Origin of the sequence: Variovorax fucosicus, from assembly GCF_030316825.1 — a bacterium.
Taxonomy (GTDB): domain Bacteria; phylum Pseudomonadota; class Gammaproteobacteria; order Burkholderiales; family Burkholderiaceae_C; genus Variovorax; species Variovorax fucosicus.
The window spans coordinates 771,739-795,762 of sequence record NZ_JASZYU010000003.1 but is presented as its reverse complement, the minus strand read 5'-3'; the positions used below and the strand labels follow the sequence as shown (position 1 = coordinate 795,762).

Sequence of the window (24,024 nt, the reverse complement as noted above, 5' to 3'; positions counted from 1 at the left end):
ATGCCGCTTACTGCGTGGCCCAGGATGCGAAGCGCTTCTCGAGCGCCTCGCCCTGGTCGGCCCAGAACGCGACGCTGAACTGCAGCGCTTCCTTGGCGTTCGACGCCGAGGTCGGCAGGTCGTCCAGCACCTTCTTGTCGAGCGACGCCAGCGCCTTGGTGTTGGTCGGGCCGTAGGCGATGTTGTTCGCATACACGGCCTGGTTTTCGGGCTTCATCGCGAACTGGATGAACTTGAGCGAAGCGTCCTTGTTCGGCGCGCCCTTCGGGATCACCCAGTAGTCCAGGTCATAGATGCCGCCGGGCCAGTAGATCTTGAGGTTGCGGCCTTCGCGGTTGGCAGCGTCGATGCGGCCGTTGTACACGGTGGTGAGCACCACGTCGCCCGCCACCAGGAACTGCGGCGGCTGCGCGCCGGCTTCCCACCACTGGATGTTCGGCTTGAGCTCGGTGAGCTTCTTGAAGGCGCGTTCGGCACCGTCCTTGGTGGCCAGCACCTTGTAGACGTCGGCCGGCTTCACGCCGTCGGCCATCAGCGCGAACTCGAGGTTGTAGCGCGCACCCTTGCGCATGCCGCGCTTGCCCGGGATCTTCTTGACGTCCCAGAAATCGGCCCAGCTGGTGGGGGCGGTCTTGAGCTTTTCGCCGTTGTAGGCCATCACGGTCGACCACACGAACACGCCGACGCCGCATTCCGTCACGGCGGCGGGCAGGAAGTCGGCCTTGTTGCCGATCTTCGAGTAATCGAGCTTTTCGAACAGGCCTTCGTCGCAGCCGCGCGCCGCGTCGGGCGACTCGACTTCCACCACGTCCCAGGTCACTTTCTTGGTCTCGACCATGGCCTTGATCTTGGCCTGCTCGCCGTTGTACTCGACCGGAATCACCTTGGTGCCGGTCTTCTCGTAGGGCTCGTAGTAGGCCTTCTTCTGGGCGTTGGCGTTGGCGCCGCCGAAGTTGACGACGGTGATCTGCTGCTGCGCGAGTGCCGGCAGTGCGAACACGGCAGCGAGGGCGCAGGTGAGAAGTGTCTTTTTCATGATGGAAGAGTCCTTGTGGGTTGGCGAGAAAAAATCGATCAGGGCAGGTAGATGCGCGCATGCGCGACTGGCAGCTCGAGCGAGACCCGGTCGCCGCCCTGCGGCGGTGCGGCGCCCTGCAGGCCGGTGAGCGGCAGCTTGACGGTGGCGTCGGCCTGGCCGCCACCCAGGCTGCAGAGCAGCCGGAGGTGGTCGCCGTAGTAGATGACGCGCGTCACTTCGGCCGCGAGCATGTTGGGCGTGGCGGCTTCGGGCTGCCGGTGCAGCACCACGCGCTCGGGGCGGATGCACAGCTCGACCGCGGTGCCGGCCGCTGCGCCGCCGACGTTCAGCCCGGCCAGTACGCGGCCGTCGGGCAGCGCCATGGTGGCCACTTCGCCACCGGCCTGCAGCGTGCCCTTGAGCACCGTGTTGTCGCCGACGAAGCCGGCCACGAAGCGGTTGGCGGGCATCTCGTAGAGCCGGTCGACGGTGTCGAGCTGCTGGATCACGCCCTCGTTGAAGACCGCGACGCGGTCGCTCATGGTCAGCGCCTCGCCCTGGTCGTGCGTCACGTAGACGAAGGTCACGCCCAGCTGGCGGTGCAGTTCCTTGAGCTCGAGCTGCATGTGTTCGCGCAGTTGCTTGTCGAGGGCGCCGAGCGGCTCGTCCATCAGCACCAGTTGCGGCTCGAACACCAGCGCGCGCGCCAGCGCCACGCGCTGTTGCTGGCCGCCCGAGAGCTGGCCCGGCAGCCGGTCGGCCATGCCCTTCAGCTGCACCATGTCGAGTGCGCGCTGCACCCTCTTTTGCTGCTCGTCCTTGGCCACCTTGCGCACCGTGAGCGGATAGGCCACGTTCTGGCCCACGCTCAGGTGCGGGAACAGCGCGTAGTTCTGGAACACCATGCCGAAGTGCCGCTTGTGCGGCGGCGTGCGGGTGATCTGCCGGCCCTCGAGCAGGATGTCGCCCGAGGTGGGCGACTCGAAGCCCGCGAGCATCATCAGCGTGGTGGTCTTGCCCGAGCCCGAAGGGCCGAGCAGGCTCAGGAATTCGCCGCGATGGATGTCCAGGTCGAGCTGGCGCACCACCAGGTGCTCGCCGTCATAGGTTTTCTGGACGCGCTGGAATCGCACCAGGGGTTCTTCGGTCATGGGGGTGTTCACAGAGGAGGAGGTCGATCAGCGCAGCGCGGCGAAGCTGTCCGCCAGAAGCGCAAGGCCTTCGTCCACTAGCAAGTCGGATGCCGTCAGTGGCACCAGCACGCGGATCACGTTGCCATGGGTACCGCACGACAGCAGGATCAGCCCGCGCCGGGCCGCCTCGGCGACCACCTTGCGGGTGAGGGTGGCGTCGGGCCGGGCCGTGTCGCCTTGCTCGAACAGTTCGATGGCCACCATCGAACCGAGCCCGCGCACGTCGCCGATGGCCGGCTCGTCGGCCGCGATGCGGCGCAGGCCTGCCTTCAGCCGCTCGCCCAGCGCCTTGCTGCGGGCCAGCAACTGCTCGTCGTCGAACACCTTGAGCACCGCGAGCGCGGCGGCGCAGCCGATCGGGCTGCCGGCATAGGTGCCGCCCAGGCCGCCGGGCGCCGGCGCGTCCATCACCTCGGCGCGGCCCACGACGCCCGAGATCGGGAAGCCGCCGGCCATCGACTTGGCGGTGGTGATCAGGTCGGGCGCCACCGGCCACTGCTCGCTGGCAAACCAGGTGCCGGTGCGGCCGGCGCCGGTCTGCACCTCGTCCGCGATGATCAGGATGCCGTAGCGATCGGCCAGCGCGCGCAGGCCTTCGACGAAGTCGTTCGGCGCCACATAGAAGCCGCCTTCGCCCTGCACCGGTTCCAGGATGAAGGCCGCCACGCGCTCGGGCTCGATGTCGTTCTTGAACAGCAGCTCGACCGAGTGCAGCGCATCGTCCACGCTCACGCCGTGCAGCGCGTTCGGGTACAGCGCATGGAACACCTCGCCCGGGAAGGGGCCGAAACCGACCTTGTAGGGCGCGACCTTGCCGGTGAGGCCAAGCGTCATCATCGTGCGGCCATGGTACCCCCCGGTGAACGCGATGACACCGGGGCGGCGCGTGAAAGCGCGCGCGATCTTCACCGCGTTCTCGACCGCCTCGGCGCCGGTGCTCAGGAAAATCGACTTCTTCGGAAAGTTGCCCGGTGCCAGCGTGTTCAGCCGCTCGGCCAGCTCGACGTACGGCTCGTAGGCCAGCACCTGGAAGCAGGTGTGCGAATAGAGATCGACCTGGGCCTTCACGGCGGCGCTGATCGCCGGATGGCAATGGCCGGTGTTGAGCACCGCGATGCCGCCGGCGAAGTCGATGTAGCGCCGGCCCTCGACGTCCCAGACCTCGGCGTTGCTGCCGCGGCTGACGAAGATTTCATGGGCCTGGCCGACGCCGCGGGCGACGGCGGCGGTGCGCCGTGCCATGAGGGCGGCATTGCTGAGGTGGGGTTCGCGCTGCATGGGATTCTGTGTCCGGATGGATGGGATGCCGGCACTGTAGGTTTTGCAGGGTGGCGCTGCCATGTACACCCGGCACGATCGGCCGGTGGACTGTGCTGGTCTTGTATCCTGTACATACTTTCCTCAATATGGTGCACGCCGGTTTGCCGAGGCCCTCTCGATGCTCATTCTTCGCCCCGAATCGCCGACACCTCTGGTCAGCCAGATCGTGGAGGGGCTGCGCGGGCTGATCGGCAGCCAGAAGCTCAAGGCCGACAGCAAGCTGCCTTCGATCCGCGCCTTCGCCGCGGCGCACAGCGTCAGCGTCTTCACCGTGGTCGAGGCCTACGACCGGCTGGTGGCCCAGGGCCTGCTGGTCTCGCGGGCCAACGCGGGCTTTTTCGTCAAGCGGCGCAGCGACGAAGGCGGCGGTGCCGCCAGCGCACCACGCGCCGACCCGCGCTTCGATGCGCGCTGGTATCTGCAGCAGATCTTCGAGAACAGCAACCTGCCGCTCAAGCCGGGCTGCGGCTGGCTGCCGCACGACTGGCTGTTCGAGGACGGCGTGCGCCGCAGCCTGCGCCAGCTCGCCTCCGACGGTGCCGACATCGGCGGCTACGGCCTGCCGTTCGGCCACATGGCGCTGCGCATGGCGGTGTCCGAATCGCTGTCGGAGCGGCAGATCCAGGTGGACGCGGCGCAGGTGCTGCTGACCCAGGGCTCGAGCCAGGCGCTGGACCTGGTCGCACGCCGGCTGCTGAAGCCGGGCGATGCGGTGCTGGTGGACGACCCGGGCTACCCCAACCTGATGTTCATGCTGCGCTTCCTGGGGGTGGAGCCCATCGGGGTGCCGCGTACCCCCACGGGCTACGACCTGCCGGCGCTGGAAGCGCTGCTGGCGGTTCATCGGCCCAAGGCCTTCTTCACCCAGCCGCGCCTGCAAAGCCCGACCTGCTCGATGGCGGCGCTGCCGCAACTGGTGCGGCTGCTGCAGCTGGCGCAGGCGCACGATTTCGTGCTGGTGGAGAACGACATCTATGCCGACATGGACGCTTCCATGCGGCCATCGCTCGCAAGCCTCGCCCAGTTGCGGCAGGTGGTGTACGTGAGCAGCTTCTCCAAGAGCATCTCGCCGAACCTGCGGGTCGGCTATGTCGTTGCCGAGCCCGAACTGCTGGGCGACTTGGCCCAGCTCAAGATGGTGTCGGGCCTCACCTCGTCCGACATCACCGAGCGACTGGCCTTCGGCGTGGTGACCGACGGCCGCTGGCGCAAGCATCTCAAGGCGCTGCGCGACCGGCTGGCGCATGCCCATGGCACCGTGGCACGCCGGCTGGAAGCGCGGGGCTTCGAGCTGTTCCACGAGCCCGCGGCGGGCATGTACCTGTGGGCCCGCCATCCGGACATCGCCGACAGTGCCGAGCTCTCGCAGCGCGCCGCAGGCGAGGGCATCATGCTCGGCCCGGGGCAGTTGTTTCTGGTGAACCCGCGCCCGACCGGGTGGCTGCGCTTCAACGTGGCCTTCAGCGAGGACGAGCGCTTGTGGCGCTTCCTGGAGCGCAGCGTCGAGCAGCAGAGCGGGGAACTCGCGGCGCAGGGCGAAGACTGAGGGCTTCGGCCGCCCCGGGGCCTTGGAACAGGCCCCAAACCTATAATCGAATGTTCAAGCAAATCAAGCATTTAGGCGCGTTCCCGCGCCTGCGCAGAACCAGATCCCGATGAGCCAGCCCACCTTCACCGTCGCCGACATCCGCAAGACATTTCTCGACTTCTTTGCCTCCAAGGGTCACACGGTGGTGGCCTCGAGCCCGCTCGTGCCCGGCAACGACCCGACCCTGATGTTCACCAACTCGGGGATGGTGCAGTTCAAGGACGTGTTTCTTGGCGAAGACAAGCGCCCGTATGTGCGCGCGGCCTCGGTGCAGGCGTGCCTGCGCGCCGGTGGCAAGCACAACGACCTGGAGAACGTGGGCTACACGGCGCGGCACCACACCTTCTTCGAGATGCTGGGCAACTGGAGCTTCGGCGACTACTTCAAGCGCGAATCGCTCAAGTGGGCCTTCGAGCTGCTGACCGAGGTCTACAAGCTGCCGGCCGAAAAGCTCTGGGCCACCGTCTACATCGAAGACGACGAGGCCTACGACATCTGGACCAAGGAGATCGGCCTGCCGCCCGAGCGCGTGGTGCGCATCGGCGACAACAAGGGCGGCCGCTACATGTCCGACAACTTCTGGATGATGGCCGACACGGGGCCCTGCGGCCCGTGCTCCGAAATCTTCTACGACCACGGCCCCGGGATCGCCGGCGGCCCGCCCGGTTCGCCCGATGAAGATGGCGACCGCTACATCGAGATCTGGAACAACGTGTTCATGCAGTTCGACATGCAGCCCGACGGTTCGGTCAAGAAGCTGCCTGCGCCCTGCGTCGACACCGGCATGGGCCTGGAGCGGCTGGCCGCGATCCTGCAGCACGTGCACAGCAACTACGAGATCGACCTGTTCGATAAGCTGGTCAAGGCCGCATCCCGCGAAACCGGCGAGAAGGATCTGAACCACAAGAGCCTGCGCGTGATCGCCGACCACATCCGCGCCACCGCGTTCCTCGTGGCCGACGGCGTGATCCCTTCGAACGAAGGCCGCGGCTATGTGCAGCGCCGCATCATCCGCCGCGCCATCCGCCACGGCTACAAGCTGGGCCAGAAGAAGCCGTTCTTCCACAAGCTGGTGCCCGACCTGGTCGCGATCATGGGCGAGGCGTACCCCAAGCTCACGGCCGACCAGCAGCGCATCACCGACACGCTGAAGGCCGAGGAAGAGCGCTTCTTCGAAACGCTGGCCAACGGCATGGAAATTCTGGATGCGGCACTGGCCAACGGCGCCAAGGTGCTGCCGGGCGAAGTCGCGTTCAAGCTGCACGACACCTTCGGCTTTCCGCTCGACCTGTCGGCCGACGTTTGCCGCGAGCGCGACGTGGCGGTCGACGAGGCCGGCTTCAACGCCGCCATGGAAAAGCAGAAGGCCGCGGGCCGCGCCGCCGGCAAGTTCAAGATGGACCGCAACGTCGAGTACGCAGGCGCCAGCAACACCTTCACCGGCTACGAACACCTCGAAGAACAGGCCAAGGTCGCTGCGCTGTACTTCGAAGGCGCATCGGTTTCCGAACTGAAGGAAGGGCAGCCCGGCATCGTGGTGCTCGACAACACGCCGTTCTATTCCGAGAGCGGCGGCCAGGTCGGCGACCAGGGCCTGCTCACGGCCGAGGGCGTGCAGTTCGGCGTCGACGACACGCAGAAGATCAAGGCCGACGTGTTCGGCCACCACGGCACGCAGACGCAAGGCACGCTGAAGGTCGGCGATGTGGTCAAGGCCGCGGTCAATGGCGCTCTGCGCGCCGCCACCATGCGCAACCACAGCGTTACCCACCTGATGCACAAGGCGCTGCGCGAAGTGCTCGGCGGGCATGTGCAGCAGAAGGGCTCGCTGGTCGATGCCGACAAGACCCGTTTCGACTTCGCGCACAACGCCCCGGTCACGCCCGCGCAGATCCTCGAGATCGAGAAGCGCGTGAACGCCGAGATCCTGGCCAACGTGGCCACAGAGGCGCGCGTGATGGACATCGAGTCGGCCCAGAAGACCGGCGCGGTGATGCTGTTCGGCGAGAAGTACGGCGAGACCGTGCGCGTGCTGGACATCGGCTCCAGCCGCGAGCTGTGCGGCGGCACGCACGTTTCGCGCACCGGCGACATCGGCCTGTTCAAGATCACGAGCGAGAGCGGCGTGGCGGCGGGTGTGCGCCGGGTCGAGGCGATCACCGGCGCGAATGTGCTGGCCTATCTGCAGGATCTGGAATCGACCGTGCACACGGCCGCGCAGACCCTGAAGGCGCCTGCCGCCGAGCTGCAGGGCCGGCTCACGCAGGTGCTCGACCAGGTGCGCGCGCTCGAGCGCGAAGTGGGGTCGCTCAAGGGCAAGCTCGCTTCGTCCAAGGGCGACGAGCTCGTGGCGCAGGCAGTCGACGTCAACGGCATCAAGGTGCTGGCCGCCAAGCTCGATGGCGCCGATGCCAAGACGCTGCGCGACACCATGGACAAGCTCAAGGACAAGCTCAAGACCGCCGCCATCGTGCTGGCCGCCGTCGACGGCGGCAAGGTGCAGATCGCGGCCGGCGTCACGGCCGACACCATGGGCCGCGTCAAGGCCGGCGAGCTGGTCAACTTCGTGGCGCAGCAGGTCGGCGGCAAGGGCGGCGGCAAGCCCGATATGGCGATGGCCGGCGGCACCGATCCGGCCGGCCTGGCCGCGGCGCTCAAGTCGGTGCAGGGCTGGGTCGCCGAGCGCGCCAACTGATCTCATGACCGCCGGCGCCGTACTCGTGATGGGCGCCGGCAGCGTCGGCTGCTATGTCGGCGGCTGCCTCGCGGCGGCGGGCGTGCCGGTCACGCTGGTGGGGCGGCCGCGCGTGCTCGACGCCATCGCGCAGCAGGGCCTCACGCTCAGCGCGATCGACGCGGCGGCGCACAGCGTGCCGGCCAGCGCGCTGCGCTTGGCTGGCGCCGTGCCTGTCGATGCGGCACCGGCCCTGGTGCTGCTGTGCGTGAAGAGCAGCGCCACCGCCGAGGCCGCGGCCGAACTGGCGGCGGCGTTGCCGCCCGGCACGCTGGTGCTGTCGCTGCAGAACGGCATCTCCAATGCAGCCGCGGCATCGGCCGCGGCGCCGTCGCTCAAGGTGCTGCCCGCGATGGTGCCGTACAACATCGCCGAGCTGGCACCGGGCGCGTTCCACCGCGGCACGGTCGGGCGTCTCGCGGCACAGGACGACGCGCTGCTGCTGCCCTGGCTGCCGGTGTTCGAGCGCGCCGGCGTGCCGCTGGACCTGCGCGCCGGCCTGGTGGCGATCCAGTGGGGCAAGCTGCTGTTGAACCTCAACAACCCGGTCAATGCGCTGTCAGGCCTGCCGCTGCGCGACGAGCTGCTGCAGCGCGGTTACCGGCGCTGCCTTGCCGCGCTGATCGACGAGGCCATGGCCGCGCTCGATGCGGCCGGCATTGCGCCGGCCCAACTCGCCGCGGTGCCGGCGCGCCGCCTGCCGACGGTGTTGCGCCTGCCCACCTGGCTGTTTCGCATGGTCGCCGCGCGCATGCTGCGCATCGACGCCAAGGCCCGCTCCAGCATGGCGGACGACCTGGCGCTCGGCCGCCGCACCGAGATCGACGCGTTCTGCGGCGAGGTGGTCCGGCTCGCGCAGGCCAACGGTCTCACCGCACCGCGCAACGCAAAGATGGTGGCACTGCTCGACGTGTGGCCAGCGCAGCCGCAGCGACTTGGCGCCGACCAGCTCTGCCGGCTGCTGGCGCTCTGAGCCCTGAGCCCACCCCGAAACCGCAGCGCCCAGATCAAGACCGTATCAGGCGGCCCGCCGCGCACGGTCACGCAAAGAACTTGCAGAGCGACGCGGCAGTGCGCGTGTCCATGTTGCGGCCGCGGTTCAGGTGGTCGTCGATCTCCGCTGCGCAGCCCAGCATCCGCGGGTACAGGAAAATCGTGAAGGCCGCCGTTTCCAGATCGCGCTCGCCGATCTCGCCGGCCTGCAGCGGCTTCCACAGCATCTTCAGCAACAGCGCCGCGATCACGGCGTCGATGTTCACGCAGTAGACATTGCGCGACACGCCGGCATCGAACAGCTGCTGCACCAGCGCGCGGTAGAACTGGTGGAACACGTTGGTCTCGCCGCGCCGCTCGAACAGCTCGGCGATGAAGACTTCGCGCGGGTCGTGGTTGACCGGCTTGTCCTTGAACACCGGATGGTTCACGCCGGGCAGCTTGGCAATGTCGAGGCTGCCGAGCGTCTTTTTCTGCTTCTTGTAGTGCGCGTACTGTTCGACCGCCTTCACCGCCAGCGCCGGTAGATCGATGCCGTGCTCTTTCGCGCTCGGGTCCTTCAGGCCGCTGCCCTTGAACTGCTCGACCAGGTAGGCAATGCCTTCGTAGCCATTGCCACCGTGCGCATACCCCGTGTGCGTCAGAAAACCGACCAGCGCCTTGTTGAGTTGCACGCGCTCGGGCTGCTCGGGCCCGTCGGCCGACACCGCGCCCTTGGCGCCCTGCGCTGAGATGGCGCCCGGGCCGTTGGTGAGCAGCAGGCCCACCAGCGTCTGGAAGGCGAACAGGTCGTCCTCGCCCGGCGTGTGGCCAAGCAGCGCGGCGAAGGCGATCTCGCCGAGGCTCAGCGAGTTCAGCATCTGCTGCTGCGGGATGCCGCAGAAGGCATCGGGCGTGTGCTTCGACGCACCGGCCGACGCACCGATCAGCGTGCCGAACAGCTGCAGCCACCACGGAAAACTCTCGGCCGTGATGCGCGAGATGCGCTTGCGCGACAGCGGCCCCCAGGCCAGCGTGGCCGAGATCGCCGCGAGTACCGCGGCTTCGGTCGGATGGCCGCCAAGGTGCTGGAGCCAGCGCAGGAACACCGAGCGGCCGCCGCGCGCCGCGACGCCGGCCATCAACGCCTCGGCACGCGCGTCGGGCACGTTGGTGGTCATCGCGGGCAGGTTCGAGGTGTCGACCTTGCCCAGGTCGAAAGCCTCGTTCAGCGACGCGCCGAACTCGTTGCCGAGGCCGGCCGCATGGAAGCGCTCGATCATCACGTGCAGCGCCGCACGCGCGGCCTCCTGCCGCTTCGGCCCGACGATGGACGCCGCTGCGGCCAGCACCGCGTTGGGCGCATTGCCGGCCTCGCGGCTGGCCTCGGCCGCCGCAAGCTCGGGCCGGCCGTACAGGTTGATGTAGGCCGCGACCGTCGGCGCGATGAGTCGGCGGTCGTTCTCGCCGCCGGCGTCGTGCACCAGCGCCAGCGCCACGTTCGATTCGAGCGGCAGTGTGGCCGCGTCGAGCATGCTCATGCCGTGCAGGCTGCTCACCTGCGTCTTCGCGTCCATCTGCGAGGCGCCCGACGCATCCTTCATGGCCTGGCGCGGCACCACGCCGCCGATCTGCGTGTTGAGCACCGCCACCTGTTCGTTGTAGGGTGCCAGCGCCTCCACCACGGGCAGGCGCAGTTCATCGGGCAGGTCGAGCCCTTCGTCGGAGCCGAACCACGGCTTGAGCGCGAGGTTGCCCTCGGGGGTGAAGTCGGGCAGGGTGGCGTTGGCCCGCATCACGGCAGTGAGCGCGGCCGGGATGTGGGCGATGTTGGCCACCACTGCACCCTTGGCCGAGACCACCGGGTTCTCGGGCGTGAAGAGGGCATCGACGCCGAACTTGTCCATGAACCAGCGTTCCTTCGCCTGCGCGTCGTCGCTGCCGCCGGCCATCGCGCCTGCATGGCCCACGGCGCGCGTCAACTTGCTCTTCCAGCGGCCGACCACGCAGGCCACGATCGGCTTGGTGAACTTCGCCTCGAGTTCGTAGAAGCCGCCCGGCTCGCAGTACAGCACCGCCGCCTTGCTGCGCGCATCGTTGGCCAGTGCAAACGCGAACTCCGGCGCGGCGTAGTGGATGTAGACGTCCTTGCCGCTGCTGACCACCGTGGTGGTGCCCCAGCCCGCCATGCGCAGGTACTGCGCGATGGTGGTCGAGAAGCCGCCCGAGTTGGAGAAGATCGCGATCGAGCCCGGCCGCAGCGAGTCGCCCGGGTTGTCGCCGCCGAGCGCACCGCCAATGCGCACCTGGTTCCACGAGTCGGCCACGCCGAGCCCGTTGGCGCCGAAGATGTCGATGCCGTGCTGCTGGCCCATGGCGCGGATCTCGCGCGCGTCGTGCACCGAAATCTTCTCGGTGATGATGAAAATCTTGCGCAGGTCGGGGTTCACGCGGATCAGCTCGGCCACGCCGTCGCGCGCCGCCGAGGGCGGCAGGTAGACCACGCCGCAGTTGAAGCGGTGGCCAGCGGCCAGCGCGTCGCGCACGTTGTTGAACACCGGGATGTTGCCGATGCTGGTTTCGAGCACCGCGCCGCCCTTGCCGGGCGCCGTGCCGCAGACCACGTTGCCGCCCGAGTAGACGTGGCTCACCGGCGTGACTTCGCTCGATTCGCCACCCAGGATGTTGAGTACGCAGACGCGGTCGTCGCGCGATGCGACCTGCGTGAGCGAGCTGATGCCGACGTGGTACTTGAAGCCGCCCACGCCCTTGTTCTGCCAGTTGTTCTGCATGATGTGTCCTCGTGCTTCAGGCGGTGACGGGAGCTGTGGCGGGGGCGGTGATGCCCAGGCGTGCCGCGACTTGTTCGCGGCCACCGGCCTTCATCCAGGTGTCGACCTTCTTGGCGAACTGGATCACTTCGCTCATGTCGGAGTCGAAGCCGAACAGCCGGTAGGGCAGGCCCAGAGCATCGCAGGTGTCGCGCAGCGCGCCCATGCCGCGCACCAGGTTCGGCCCGCCGCGGCCCACCACCACGTAGAGCGGCGTCGGCCCGTGCGCACTGAAGTGTTCGCGCAGCGCGTCGGCCATGGCGCGCAGCGTCTCGAAGATGTCGGTGTTGTTGCTCTTGCCGCCGATGATGAACAGCACGTTGGCCTGCCGCAGCCAGTGCTTGAAGCAGATGCGCGCCACCTCCTTCATCTTTTCGTAGGGCGGGTTGCCGCCGAAATCGGAACTGATGATCGCGTCGTCGCCCAGCATCTCGGTGACCAGCGAGTTGGCGCCGCCGCCGAAGGTCGGCGCCAGTACCGTGCCGCGGTCGTTGATCACGTACACGTCGCTCTGGCCCTGGTGCGTGCGCAGCGTGTTGATCTCCTGCTCGAAGCTGGAGTAGTCGGCGGCGAACAGGTGCGGCGGCAGCTTGAGCCGCAGCCAGCGCGGGTCGTCGCGGTCGAAGCCGCACTTGAAGTCGCAGGCCACCGGCGTGAGCCGGCCCTTCTTGTCCTCGCGCATGCGGATCGGGTTGAGCTCCAGCGTGGTCATGCCGAAGTTGTGGAACAGCTCCCACAGCTTGGGCAACTGCTGCACCAGCGGCGAGATGATTTCTTTCGGTGCGCCGATCTCGGTGAGCGCGTTGGCCACCACGAAGGCCTTGAGCCCGGTGAGCGGATCGAACGGCACCATCGCCACCTGGCTCTTGTCGAGCTCCTCGATGTCCATGCCGCCCATGTGCGTGAGCGTCATCATCGGCGCGCGGAAACGGGTCGAGTCGCTGATCGAGAAATACACCTCGTGCTTGGCCGGCACACCGGCCTCGAAGGTCACGCCGTTGGCCTTGGCCTTGACGTGGCCGACCTGGTGCTCGGCGAAGTAAAGACGCTCTTTTTCGGCCAGTGCGGTCTGCAGGTCTTTCGCGCGACCCAGCAGGCCGGCCTTGCCCTTCTTGCCGATGCCGCCCTTGAACACGGGCTTGATGAAGATCAGGCCGTACTTGTCGATCAGGGCCTTGATCTCTTCTTCACTCGCGCCGGGCCCCAGCACTTCGGAGGCGGGGAAGCCCGCGAACTCGAGCAGGCGGGCGCCCTGCAACATACCGGTGATCTGCATGGCTGATGTCTCCTTCGATGGTGGAAGAACAAGGCACGGTCGCGTGCCGGACATGCAGCCCGGATGCCGTGCTGCTGTTCATCGTAGAAACCGAAACTGACGATCAGCCGTCCAGAAAATCAGGGAAAACGCGCGGTATTCAGGCGGAAGGAGGGGCGACCGTACCGCCCACGATGCCGTGGCGCCGGAGCGAATCCGCCACGAAGCCGCTCGCCTTCATGGCTTCCACGAAGTCGGCGAGCACGGCGGCCGCGTCGGCGCCGCGATCCGCGGGCAGGCCCATGGCCTGCTGGATCACCATGAAGCGGCCGGGCAAAAGGCGAAGCGCAGCGTGCTGCTGCGCCCAGTCTTCCAGCAGCTTGCGGATGCCTGCGGCCACTTCGACCTGGCCGGCCAGCAGCGCCGCGAGCACGGCCGGCGCGCTGGCCACGCGCTCGATCGTTGCCTGCTTCAGTTCGCGGGTCAGGAACAGGTCGTAGGCGCTGCCCGAGCCCACGGCCACGCGCGTTCCGGCGCGGTCGACTTCGTCGTTGTGCTCCAGGGCGGAGCCTTGCGGCACCAGGTAGCTGCCTTCGATCAACACGTAGGGCGCGCTGAAGCGCAGGCCCTCGCCGCGCGCCGGATCGATCGCGAAGAAGCCGATGTCGGCCGCGCCGTTCTTCACGGCATCGACTGACTGCGCGGCCTTGTCGAACACCACGAGTTCGATCGGCAGCCCGAGCCGCCCGGCCAGTGCTTGCGCCAGATCGATCGAGACACCGACCGGCTCGCCGCTGGCCTTGTCGCGGTTGGCAAGGATCGGGTTGCCGAGGTTGATGGAGGCGCGCAGCACGCCGGCCGGTGCAAAGGCGCGTGCGATGTCGGGCGAGATGGGTGCGGTGCTCGTCATGCGCTTGCGCCGCTCAGTTGCGCCAGGTGCCGCGTTCGCGCAGCACGGTCTTGCGGCCGTCGTGCACGATCAGCCAGCCGTCGCTGCCGACGAAGTAGCTCACGTTGCCTTTGTAGAACTGGTAGCCGGTTGGGTCGCAGCCTGGCGGGCAGGCGCGCATGCCGGGCTTGCCGGTCAGGTTGATGCGGCTGCCGTTGCGGTTGTGCGTGCCGGCGTACGCGAACTGCTCGCAGTCGGTCACGCGCTCGCCGCACAGCGGCGTGATCTCGACGGTGTAGCTGCGCGTCTCGAGCGTGGCCGCATGCAGCGGCGTTGTGGCGCAAGCCGCAAACAGGGCGAGGGTGGCAGCGAGTCGCTTCATGCAGGCTCCAGGTGGGGTCGGGGAGCGGCCAGTGTATGCCGCTGCGCGCCTGCTGTGCACCACCACGGCCCGCGTCCCGCGACCCGGTTGTCATTCATTCGGCGCCCAGGCCGATCGGGCTGGGCCGGCGTTTTTCGATGGCGTGGCGCAGCAGCGACGCGGTGCGGAAGATGCCGTGCGCGAACTTGCCGTAGGGCAGGGTGGCGAACAGCGCCATCACCGCGCCCAGGTGCAGGCACAGCAGCAAAGCCAGCGCCGGCGTGCCGCGGCCCAGCCAGAGCGCGAGGCCGCTCGCGCTGGTCAGGAACAGCAGCGCGATGAAGCCCATATCCATCGGCTTCTGCGCGGCGTCGCCGTGCAGCGGATCGCGCCGGCGGTTCAGCCACCACAGGCCGGCCGTGCCGGCCATCAGGCTCACGCCACCGGCCACGCCTAGCAGCTTGGGCAGGCTCGGCAACTCGTAGGGTGCGACCCAGCCGAACACATAGTGGTAGAGCGTGGCCACGCTGGTGGCCGCAAAGCACAGTAGGAAGCCGTAGAACGTGAGGTGGTGGAAACGCCGGCGCGCCAGCGTGAAGGCGTCGTCCGCCTCGTTGCAGCCCTCGCCGTGGCCGCCGCCGAGGTACTTCAGGCGCAGCACTGCATCGGCGGCCTCGGCCGCGGCGGGCGGGCTGAGCGCGGCTCCGCCGGTGGCGGGCGTCACGTCGCGCCAGAAGCGGCGCACGCCCATGGCCAGCGCGAGCGCGGAGAACAGGAACACCGGCGCGAACAGGCCGACCAGCAGGTTGTGCGGAAACAGCCGGTAGAAGTTGCCCTGCAACGCGTTGCCCCACAGCGAGCCGTTGGCGGCCACGCCCAGGATCAGGAACAGCGCCAGCCCCGCGGCCAGCGCGAGCGACAACGTGAGGCCGTTGCGCTGGTAGAGCTTTCCGAGCGCTGGCGGCCACGCGTAGTCGGCGTAGGTCTGGCCGCGCACCTCGGCCATCGCCTTCGGCACATTGACGGCGAACTCGTGCGGCGGCGCGTACTGGCATGCGTGCAGGCAGGCGCCGCAGTTGTGGCACAGATTGGCCAGGAAGTGGATGTCGGCCTTGCCGAACTCGAGCCGGCGCGTCATGGCCGGGAACACCGCGCAGAAGCCCTCGCAGTAGCGGCAGGCGTTGCAGATCTGCATCTGGCGGCCGACCTCGGCCTCTCGTGCGCTCAGGATCGGGATCACCGCGCCGCCAGTGCGCGTGCCGTTGGCCAGTGCGCTGGCTTCGCGCGTCAGGGCTTCAAGCGCTCGCATGTGCGGCCTCGGTCTTTGCTGCCAGTGCCGCCTGCGTGCCGGCGATGCGGCCGAAGGCCGTGCCGATCGCCATGCCGACGCCGGCGGTGTAGCCCTTGCCGAGCACGTTGCCAGCCATCATCTCGCCAGCCACGAAGAGGTTGGGGCTGGGCCGGCCGCCGAAATGCACGGCGGCCTCGTCGTTCACCTTGAGCCCGAGGTAGGTGAAGGTGATGCCGGGCTTCAGCGCGTAGCCGTAGTAGGGCGGTGTGTCGAGCGGGCGCGCCCAGTGCGTCTTGGCGGGGGCGAGGCCCTCGGTGCGGCAGTCGTCGAGTGCGGTGTGGTCGAAGTGGCCGGGACGGCAGGCGGTGTTGTAGGCCTCCACCGTCTGTACGAACGCCTGTTCGGGCAGGCCGAGCTTGCCGGCGAGTTCGGCGAGGGTGTGGGCCATAGTGCCGGGAAACACCGGCGGCATGAAGCGGCCGATCGCCTTCTGGTCGATGATCGAATAGCCGACCTGGCCCGGCTGCTGCGCCACCAGCCGGCCCCAGATGGCGTAGCGCTTGGGCCAAAAGTCCTCGCCCTCGTCGTAGAAGCGAACACCTTCGCGGTTCACCACGACGCCGAGCGAGACGCAGTCGATGCGGGTGCAGATGCCGCCGTCGTACAGCGGTGCGCGCGCATCGATCGCCACCATGTGCGCCTGCGTCGGATCGCCGATGGCATCGGCGCCGGTCTCGATCATGTGCTTGAGCAGCACGCCTTCGTTGAAGCGCGTGCCGCGGATCAGGAAGTTGTCGGCCGGCCATTCGCCGCGCTCGTTCTGGCCCCAGGCTTCGCGCAGCCATGCGCGGTTCGACTCGAAGCCGCCTGCCGCCAGCACGCAGCTCCTTGCCGTGATGCGTTCACCACTGGCCGTGCGCACGGCCACGAAGCGGTCGCCGTCGCGTTCGATCGACGCGACCGGTGTGTCGTAGCGGATCTGCACGCCGAGCCGCTCCGCGCTGCGAAAGTAGGCATTGACCAGTGCCTTGCCGCCGCCCATGAAGAAAGCGTTGGTGCGTGCCACATGCAGCGCGCCGGACAGCGGCGGCTGGAAGTGCACGCCGTGGCTGCGCATCCAGTCGCGGCAGCCCGACGAGGCGCGGATCGCGAGCCGGGCCAGGTGCTCGTCGGTGAGACCGCCCGTCACCTTGAGCAAGTCCTGCCAATACTCTTCTTCGGGGTAGGCGTCGATCAGCACGTCCTGCGGCGCGTCGTGCATGCAGCGCAGGTTGCGGGTGTGCTGCGAGTTGCCGCCGCGCCAGGCGCGGGGCGAGGATTCGAGCAGCAGCACGCTCGCGCCGGCCTCGCGCGCCATCAGCGCCGCGCACAGTGCAGCGTTGCCGCCGCCGACCACCAGTACATCGGTCAATCTTCTTGTCTCCGTGGGATTCCAGGAGACTGTAGGCACGTCCTGCGCCGGCCGAAAGGCCGGTTGAGGCAACGGGTGTTCAGTTTTCGAGAAGACGCGCGCCGATCCAGAGCCCGTCGCGCACCAGCCGGCGAGCGGTGTCGGCCATCACCACGCGCGCGGCGAGCGCCGCCGGCGAGAGTTCGTCGTCCGACAGGCTGACGAGCAGGTTGCGGCGCCCGACGTGCGCGTCGGTGATCTGGCAGCGCACCACGTCCTCGGCCGAATGCCGGGCGGTGGCTGCACCCGGCTGGATGGTGGCGCCCTGGCCGGCCCGCACCGCGTCCATCAGCAGCGCGAGGCCGTCAACTTCGGCTACCACGTTCGGCGCGACGCGCACGCGTGCGAACGCGGCCGTCAGCGCCGCGCGCAATCCGTGGCTCGCGCTCGGCATGATGAGCGGCACGTCCGCGAGCTGCGACAGCCGCACCTTCGCGCCAAGGGGGCGCTGCGCCAGCGTCGGCGCGGAGATCACGAACAGCTTCTCGTCGAGCAGGGGCGCGACGCTCCAGCGCCGCGGCGTGGGGGTCTGGAACAGCACGGCCAGGTCGAGCTGGCGCGCCTGCAGCATGGTCGACAGATGGCCCGACAGCGCCTCCACCATGTGCAGCCGCACGTCGGGGTAGCGCTCGCGCATGGCCTGCATCAGCGGCACGCCGAGCACCGAGGCCGTGGTCGGTGCCAGCCCGACGCTCACGTGGCCCGACAGCCGCGCCTGCTGCGCGGCGTGCACCGCGCCTTCGGCATGGCGCAGCGTCAGCTGGGCCTGGTGCAGGAAGGCCATGCCGGCATCGGTGGGCGTGACGCCGGTCGACGCGCGCTGCAGCAGGCGCGTGGACAGCTCGCTTTCGAGCCGGCTGATCTGCTGGCTCAGCGCCGAAGTGACGACGCCCAGCTCAACCGCAGCGCGCCCCATGCTGCGCAACTCGCACACCTTGACGAAGTAGCGCAGCTGGCGCAGCTCCATGCCGCTTCAGCGAGCGCGGGCCGGCTCCAGCCCGCTCTTCTTGATCACCGGCTCGGCGGCCGGCGAGATGAAGTAGGCGATCATCTTCTTCGCCGCTTCGGGCTCCTTCGAGGTGGTCGCGATGCCGGCCGAGAACACCGTCATGCGCTGCACCTCGGGCGGCAGCACGCCGACGAAATCGGTACCGGGGATGGGCAGCAGCTCGCTCACCTGCTGCATGCCGAGTGCGGCCTCGCCGCGCGCCACGATGGTGCCGACCCGCTCGCTCAGGATGCGCTTGCTCTTGGGCTTGACCTCGGCCTCGATGCCCAGGTTTTTGAGCATCTCGGTCTCGTAGTAGGTGCCGCTGGCGCTGGCCGAATACGCGATCGACGGCGCTGCCAGCAAGGTGCGCTTGAGGGCCTCGACGGTGCTGATGTCGGGCTTGGGCGCGCCCTTCTTCACCGAGAAACCGATCAACGAATGAACCAGGTCGACCTGGCTGCCCGCCACCACCTTGCCCTGCGCCACCAGCGCGTCGAGCGCCGGGCGCGCGAGGATCACCACGTCGACCGGTTCACCTCGGGCCATGCGGCTCGGAATGGAGTCGGCGGCACCGCCCATCGAGGAGCCGTAGGCGGTCTTGACGGTGTCGCCGCTCAGGCGTTCGTAGGCAGGGCGGAGCTCGTCATAGGCGGCGGCAAAGCCGCCCGAGGTCATGACGTTGATCTCCTTCGGCGCCGGCTTCGCGCCCATGCCGGCACAGCCGGCCAGGGCGAGCGCCGCGGCCAGCAGCGCGGCGCGACGGGTAAGGGCGAAAGCGGTGGTGGAGAGAGGGTGTTGCATGCTGCGCATCAGTCCTTGTAGCCCGGGTCGATCCGGTCGAGCTTGCGGATCAGCGACGGCCAGACGAAGCTGCCGCCGAGCCCGCCGGTCTGCACCTTCATCGCATGGCCGACGCCTTCGACGATGCGCGGATCCACCTGCGTGAGTTCGCCGCCGCCCGACTGCGCGGCGATCTGGATCTGGCAGGTGTTCTCGAAGGTGTACATCGAGAGGAAAGCATCCGCGATGGTCTTGCCGCAGGTCAGCAGGCCATGGTTGCGCAGCATGAGGAAGTTGGCCTCGCCCAGGTCGGCCTGCAGCCGCACCTTCTCGTCGTCGCGGATCGCCACGCCTTCATAGCCGTGGTAGGCCAGCGAGGCCAGCACGAAGGTCGATTGCTGGCTGATCGGCAGCACGCCGTTTTTCTGCGCGCTCACGGCGATGCCGGCCTTGGTGTGGGTGTGCAGCACGCACTGGATGTCTTCGCGCACGGCATGCACCGCGCTGTGGATCACGAAGCCGGCCGGGTTGACGGGGTAGGGCGAGTCGATCACCTTGTTGCACTGCTGGTCGACCTTGACCAGGCTCGATGCCGTGATCTCGTCGAACATCAGGCCATAGGGGTTGATCAGGAAGTGGTGTTCCGGGCCGGGCACGCGCGCGCTGATGTGCGTGAAGACCAGGTCGCTCCACCCGTACAGCGCAACGAGGCGGTAGCAGGCGGCGAGGTCGACGCGCAGTTGCCATTCTTCGGCGGAGACGAGTTGCTGGACTTCGGACTGGGTGGTGGCGTTCATGGGTTGCTCCTTGGGGTGTCAGGCGGTGGCGGGCTGTTGCAGCGCCGCCTTGTAGATGCTCTGCTTGGGCTGCGCCATCACGCGCTGCAGCATCGGCATGAATTCTTCGATCGGGAGGGTTTCGGCTTTCGCATCGAACGCCGGGTTGTCGTAGAGCTCGCAGAACTCGGCGGTGGGCTCGTAGCCCGGATGCGCCTTGAAGTTGTCGCGCAGGTTGCGGTCCAGCCCGATGTGGTGAAAGAAGTAGTGGCCCTGGAAGATGCCGTGGTTCTGCACCATCCAGTGGTTGGCCTCGCTCACGAAGGGCTTGAGGATCGCGGCGGCGATGTCGGGATGGTTGAAGCTGCCGAGCGTGTCGCCGATGTCGTGCAGCAGCGCGCACACCACGTACTCCTCGTCGCGGCCGTCGCGCCAGGCGCGCGTGGCGGTCTGCAGCGAGTGGGTGTAGCGGTCGATCGGAAAGCCGCCGTAGTCGCCTTCGAGCAGCTGCAGGTGCTTCACCACGCGCTGCGGCAGGCCGCCTGCGAACTGCATGAACTCGCCGCCGATCGTTTGCCAGTCTTCACGCGTGCTGTCCTGCATGCGCACGAAGGTCGCTCTTGCGTTCATCGGGATATCTCCTGTGGGGTGGCCCACTGTAGACTCCGGCTCGTTGCCAAACTGTCCGAAAAATGACAGTTGAGTGCCCGCGTAAACCCCCGGTTACGAATCGAATGCCAACGCCACCCAAGCCCCAGTTGCCGGCCGCATTGCGTGACGCGATGGGTGCCAACCCGTGGTTCGCCAGCCTGCCGCGCCCCCAGCGCGAGGCGCTGCTCGGTGCCGCGGAGCTCACGCACTGGCGCCGCGGCGCGATGGTGTTCCGCCAGGGCGACCCGGTGCATGCGGCGGGCAGCGGCCTGTATGGGCTGGCGGCCGGCATGATCAAGATCTCCACCCTGCGGCAGGACGGGCGCGAAGCGATCCTCGCGGTGCTCGAGCCCGGCAACTGGTTCGGCGAGATCTCGCTGATCGACGGCTCGCCGCGCACCCACGATGCCACTGCGCTGGGCGCGCTCGACCTGCTGGTGGTGCCGCCCGAGGCCTTTGCGCAACTGATGCGCGACGTGGTGTTCGCCAACGCGATGGCCGCGCTGCTGGCAGCGCGCGTGCGCGGCCTCTATGCGCTGATGGAAGACGCCACGCTGCGGGGCCTGCGTGCCCGCGTCGCGCGGCGCCTCATCACCCTCTCTCGCGGCGACGCGACGCAGTCGTCCGAACCGCGCCGCCGCGTGTTTTTGTCGCAGGAGGCACTGGCCATGATGCTGGGCGTGACGCGCCAGACCTTGTCGCGCGAGCTCAACGCGCTGGCGCAGGAAGGCATGATTTCCCTGGGCTACGGCCAGATCGAGATCGTCGCGTTCGAGGCGCTGGAGCGCTGCGGCACGGGCGGCTGATCAGCCTTCGATGGCGGCGCCGCGTTCGGCCAGCAGGCCGCGCAGCAGCGAGCGATGGCAGCGTGCCTCGTGCTCGCAGTAGCAGCCGACCGCCAACGCACTCTGGTGCGACAGCGCCGCCAGCAGGTCGAGGCTGCGGCTTGCGTCGGGCTCGGCCATCTCGCGCTTGTAGGCGCGCGTGAAAGCATTCCACTGCGCGGGTGTTTCTGCGTCCTGCCCGAGCTTCATGGTCTCGGCCGAAGGCGCGAGATTCGGATACCAGACGTCGTACCAGTTCTGGCTGGCGAACTCGGCTTTGGGCACGCCGCGCGGCGGGCGCCGCACCGTGCCGATGCGAAGGCCTTCGCCGGCGGCGCGTTCGCTGCCGAGGCGGACGATGCGGATGCTCATGCCTGTCTCCTCAGGTGCCGACGATACCGCCGTCGCGTCGCTGCACCGCCAGCGTGGCCGAGCGCGGGCGGGCGCTGCCCGGCAGTTTGCCATCGGGCCAGGCGCTGTTCGGCGCGGCGCTGCCATCCTCGCGCGTCTCGCCCGGATGCTGGATGTTGACGAACAGGGTGCGGCGATCCGGCGTCACCACGCAACCGGTGACCTCGCAGCCGTTCGGCCCCACCAGGAAGCGCTTGATGCGCCCCGTCGCCGGGTCGGCGCACAGCATCGCGTTGTTGCCGAGCGCGGCCATCGGGCCCTTGCCGATGCCCGGGCCGCCCATGTCGGTCTGGATCCAGAGCAGGCCGCCGCTGTCGAAAACCAGGCCGTCCGGGTTGCCGAAGGCATCGGCGTCGGCACTCGGGTAGCGCGCGCTGGCATCCGGGCGCTTCGGATCGCCGGCCACTACGAAGTGATCCCAGGCAAAGCCCGTGCTGGCCGCATCCGCGTCGTCTTCGCGCCAGCGCAGGATGCCGCCGTAGATGTTGCCGGCGCGCGGGTTGGCCGCGTCGGCCGCGGGCCTGCCGGGCGCGCCACGCTGGTCGTTGCCGGTGAGGGTGGCGTACACCTCGCCGGTTTGCGGATGCACGGCAATCCACTCGGGGCGATCCATCCGGGTGGCGCCGACGATGTCACCGGCCAGCCGCGCGTGAATCAGCACGTCGGCCGGGTCGGCGAAGCCGCCGGCAGCGTCGATGCCGCCCTGGCCATGCCGCAGTTCGAGCCATTGGCCCCGGCCGCCGGCGTCGTAGCGCGCCGCGTAGAGCGTGCCGTGGTCGAGCACGCTGCGGTTGGCGCGGCGGGCGGCTGCGTCCTGGCCCGGCACCACCTTGTCGCGGCTCACGAACTTGAAGATGTATTCGAAGCGCGCGTCGTCGCCCATGTAAATGGCGACGCGGCCGTCTTTGGTGAGCGTGCAGGTGGCGCTTTCCTGGCGCTTGCGGCCCAGCGCAGTGCGCTTGAGCGGCACCGAATCAGGGTCGAACGGGTCGATTTCGACCACCCAGCCGAAGCGGTTCGGCTCGTTCGGGTGCTTGCTGACATCGAAGCGCTCGTCGAAGCGCCAGTAGTCGACCCATTGCCCGCCGGGAATGGCGCCGTAGCGTCGCTGCGCTTCGGTCAACTGCGCGGCCGCCTCTTTCGGCCCGCCGAAATAGCCATGGAAGTTTTCTTCGCAGGTGAGGTAGGTGCCCCAGGGCGTGACGCCCATCGCGCAGTTGGCGAAGGTGCCGAACACCTGATCGCCCGCCGGGTTGGCGGCGGTACGCATGCGCGGCGAGCCGGCCGCCGGGCCGGTGATGCGCATCGGCGTGTAGCCGTGCACGCGGCGCGCGTAGCGCGATGGCAGCACCTGGCGCCAGCCTTGCGGCTTGCGTTCGACCTCGATCACCGAGACGCCCATGGCATGCAGCGACTTGCGCACCCGCTCGGCCGTCCATTGCGTGGCGCCCGCGGGGTTGAGCAACTGCTCGTCGGTGTACTCGTGGTTCATCACCAGCAGGCCGCGGTCGGCGCCGAGCGCGAAGAAGTGCATGCCGTCGTGGTGCATGCCGGCCTGCACGGCCTGGTCTGCCGCGCTGTTGGAACCGTCGGGCGCAAAGGCCGGCATCGATGCCGCGACGCCGGTCGGTGCGCCCCACGGGTACAGCAACTCGTAGCGGTATTCGGGCGGCACCGTGATGCCATCGGCCAGCGTGGCGGGCACGCCCGTGAAGCCGAGCACACGGCCGGGCGTCGCAGCCAGGCTGGTGCAGCCCTCGCCAAGCAGGGCGACGACCGCGGCGGCAGCGCTGGTCTTGAAGAGATGGCGTCGATCGAGGGTCATGAAGCGGCATCATCGCCGACCCGTGGAGCCGCGCCATACTCGCAAGGAGCAAGGAGACCTCCCATGACCCACCGAATCGAATCGATCCGCCACGCCGACGGCGTGGTCGAACTGCAGTTGGACCGCGCCGACAAGATGAACGCGCTCGACCCCGCGATGTTTGCCGCGTTGATCGAGGTCGGCGAGAAGCTCCAGCACGACACCACCGTGCGCGCCGTGGTGATCGCGGGCCGCGGCGACGCCTTTTGTGCCGGGCTCGACATGCAGTCCTTCCAGGGCATGGGGGAGGGCATCGGTGCCGACCTGCTGGCGCGCTCGCACGGGCTGGCCAACGCCCCGCAGCAGGTCGCCATGGTGTGGCGCCAGGTGCCGGTGCCCGTGATCGCGGCGGTGCACGGCGTTGCGTTCGGTGGCGGGCTTCAGGTGGCGCTGGGGGCCGACGTTCGCATCGTCGCGCCCGACACCAGGATGTCGGTCATGGAGATCAAGTGGGGCCTGGTGCCCGACATGGCCGGCATGGTGCTGATGCGCGAACTGGCGCGAACCGACGTGGTGCGCGAGCTCACCTTCACAGGCCGCATCTTCTCGGGCGAAGAGGCGCTGCGCATCGGCTTTGCGACGCGGCTCGCGGCCGACCCGCTGGCCGAAGCGCTGCAGATGGCACACGAGATCGCGGGCAAGAGCCCGGATGCCATCCGCGCCGGCAAGCGTTTGCTGAATGCCGCGATGAGCCTCGGCGCGGCCGAACTGCTGATGGCCGAGTCGATCGAGCAGCAGGCGCTGATCGGCAGCGCGAACCAGGCCGAGGCGGTCAACGCCAACATGGCGCGGCGCGCGCCAAGTTTCGCCGATCCGGTCGCCTGA

The 24,024-nt window shown here is 68.5% G+C and carries 20 protein-coding genes; 5 read left to right on the top strand and 15 right to left on the bottom strand.

Annotated elements, in window-relative coordinates; genetic code table 11:
* Positions 1-7 precede the first annotated feature (7 nt).
* From QTI05_RS21200 to gabT, 3 genes are read right to left on the bottom strand one after another with little or no spacing between them, the layout of a single operon-like run.
* Positions 8-1,036 (bottom strand): polyamine ABC transporter substrate-binding protein, encoded by a 1,029-nt coding sequence (locus QTI05_RS21200; RefSeq protein WP_286544968.1) that lies wholly within the window; start codon positions 1,034-1,036, stop codon positions 8-10.
* 38 nt (positions 1,037-1,074) lie between these two features.
* Complete coding sequence (locus QTI05_RS21195) at positions 1,075-2,169, bottom strand: ABC transporter ATP-binding protein (protein ID WP_286620744.1); 1,095 nt, start codon at positions 2,167-2,169, stop codon at positions 1,075-1,077.
* 27 nt (positions 2,170-2,196) lie between these two features.
* Entirely contained in the window at positions 2,197-3,489 is a 1,293-nt protein-coding gene (gabT, locus tag QTI05_RS21190; protein ID WP_286620742.1) for a 4-aminobutyrate--2-oxoglutarate transaminase, read from the bottom strand.
* Positions 3,490-3,649: 160 nt separating this feature from the next.
* Here gabT and QTI05_RS21185 point away from each other — a divergent pair, with 160 nt between their 5' ends.
* From QTI05_RS21185 to QTI05_RS21175, 3 genes are all read left to right on the top strand, one after another.
* Entirely contained in the window at positions 3,650-5,077 is a 1,428-nt protein-coding gene (locus tag QTI05_RS21185; RefSeq protein WP_286620741.1) for an aminotransferase-like domain-containing protein, read from the top strand.
* A 109-nt stretch (positions 5,078-5,186) separates the two neighbouring features.
* Positions 5,187-7,814 carry an alanine--tRNA ligase gene (gene alaS, locus QTI05_RS21180; protein ID WP_286620739.1) on the top strand — a complete coding sequence of 876 codons (2,628 nt, stop codon included), beginning with the start codon at positions 5,187-5,189 and terminating at the stop codon, positions 7,812-7,814.
* Positions 7,815-7,818: 4 nt separating this feature from the next.
* The gene (locus QTI05_RS21175; protein ID WP_286620738.1) at positions 7,819-8,826 is read left to right on the top strand and encodes a 2-dehydropantoate 2-reductase; all 1,008 of its coding nucleotides are present in this window, start codon (positions 7,819-7,821) and stop codon (positions 8,824-8,826) included.
* 67 nt (positions 8,827-8,893) lie between these two features.
* Here the strand turns inward: QTI05_RS21175 and QTI05_RS21170 are convergent, their stop codons facing one another.
* From QTI05_RS21170 to QTI05_RS21125, 10 genes are all read right to left on the bottom strand, one after another.
* Positions 8,894-11,617, bottom strand: a complete 2,724-nt coding sequence (locus QTI05_RS21170; RefSeq protein WP_286620737.1) for a CoA-binding protein — start codon at positions 11,615-11,617, stop codon at positions 8,894-8,896.
* A gap of 16 nt (positions 11,618-11,633) precedes the next feature.
* On the bottom strand, positions 11,634-12,932 hold the full coding sequence (locus QTI05_RS21165; RefSeq protein ID WP_286620736.1) for an ATP citrate lyase citrate-binding domain-containing protein: 1,299 nt from the start codon (positions 12,930-12,932) through the stop codon (positions 11,634-11,636).
* A 139-nt stretch (positions 12,933-13,071) separates the two neighbouring features.
* Positions 13,072-13,821 (bottom strand): transporter substrate-binding domain-containing protein, encoded by a 750-nt coding sequence (locus QTI05_RS21160; RefSeq protein ID WP_286620735.1) that lies wholly within the window; start codon positions 13,819-13,821, stop codon positions 13,072-13,074.
* A gap of 13 nt (positions 13,822-13,834) precedes the next feature.
* Positions 13,835-14,182, bottom strand: coding sequence for a hypothetical protein (locus tag QTI05_RS21155; protein WP_286620734.1), 348 nt, complete (start codon positions 14,180-14,182; stop codon positions 13,835-13,837).
* A 94-nt stretch (positions 14,183-14,276) separates the two neighbouring features.
* On the bottom strand, positions 14,277-15,470 hold the full coding sequence (gene tcuB / locus QTI05_RS21150; protein WP_286620732.1) for a tricarballylate utilization 4Fe-4S protein TcuB: 1,194 nt from the start codon (positions 15,468-15,470) through the stop codon (positions 14,277-14,279).
* Positions 15,457-16,863: an FAD-dependent tricarballylate dehydrogenase TcuA gene (gene tcuA, locus QTI05_RS21145; protein WP_286620730.1), complete on the bottom strand. Its 1,407-nt coding sequence runs from the start codon at positions 16,861-16,863 to the stop codon at positions 15,457-15,459. The genes tcuB and tcuA overlap by 14 nt, the downstream gene beginning before the upstream one ends.
* A gap of 79 nt (positions 16,864-16,942) precedes the next feature.
* Positions 16,943-17,869, bottom strand: coding sequence for a LysR family transcriptional regulator (locus QTI05_RS21140; RefSeq protein WP_286620728.1), 927 nt, complete (start codon positions 17,867-17,869; stop codon positions 16,943-16,945).
* 6 nt (positions 17,870-17,875) lie between these two features.
* Positions 17,876-18,694: a substrate-binding domain-containing protein gene (locus tag QTI05_RS21135; RefSeq protein WP_286620727.1), complete on the bottom strand. Its 819-nt coding sequence runs from the start codon at positions 18,692-18,694 to the stop codon at positions 17,876-17,878.
* An 8-nt stretch (positions 18,695-18,702) separates the two neighbouring features.
* Entirely contained in the window at positions 18,703-19,470 is a 768-nt protein-coding gene (locus QTI05_RS21130) for a class II aldolase/adducin family protein (RefSeq protein ID WP_286620726.1), read from the bottom strand.
* An 18-nt stretch (positions 19,471-19,488) separates the two neighbouring features.
* Positions 19,489-20,079 carry an HD domain-containing protein gene (locus QTI05_RS21125; protein ID WP_286620724.1) on the bottom strand — a complete coding sequence of 197 codons (591 nt, stop codon included), beginning with the start codon at positions 20,077-20,079 and terminating at the stop codon, positions 19,489-19,491.
* A 104-nt stretch (positions 20,080-20,183) separates the two neighbouring features.
* Between QTI05_RS21125 and QTI05_RS21120 the strand changes: the two genes are divergently transcribed.
* Positions 20,184-20,906 (top strand): Crp/Fnr family transcriptional regulator, encoded by a 723-nt coding sequence (locus QTI05_RS21120; protein WP_286620723.1) that lies wholly within the window; start codon positions 20,184-20,186, stop codon positions 20,904-20,906.
* Here QTI05_RS21120 and QTI05_RS21115 read toward each other — a convergent pair whose 3' ends face one another.
* Together QTI05_RS21115 and QTI05_RS21110 are read right to left on the bottom strand one after the other, a co-directional pair.
* Complete coding sequence (locus QTI05_RS21115; protein ID WP_286544945.1) at positions 20,907-21,296, bottom strand: DUF488 domain-containing protein; 390 nt, start codon at positions 21,294-21,296, stop codon at positions 20,907-20,909.
* A 10-nt stretch (positions 21,297-21,306) separates the two neighbouring features.
* Positions 21,307-23,160, bottom strand: a complete 1,854-nt coding sequence (locus QTI05_RS21110; RefSeq protein WP_286620721.1) for a PhoX family protein — start codon at positions 23,158-23,160, stop codon at positions 21,307-21,309.
* A gap of 63 nt (positions 23,161-23,223) precedes the next feature.
* Here QTI05_RS21110 and QTI05_RS21105 point away from each other — a divergent pair, with 63 nt between their 5' ends.
* Positions 23,224-24,024 (top strand): crotonase/enoyl-CoA hydratase family protein, encoded by an 801-nt coding sequence (locus QTI05_RS21105; protein WP_286620720.1) that lies wholly within the window; start codon positions 23,224-23,226, stop codon positions 24,022-24,024.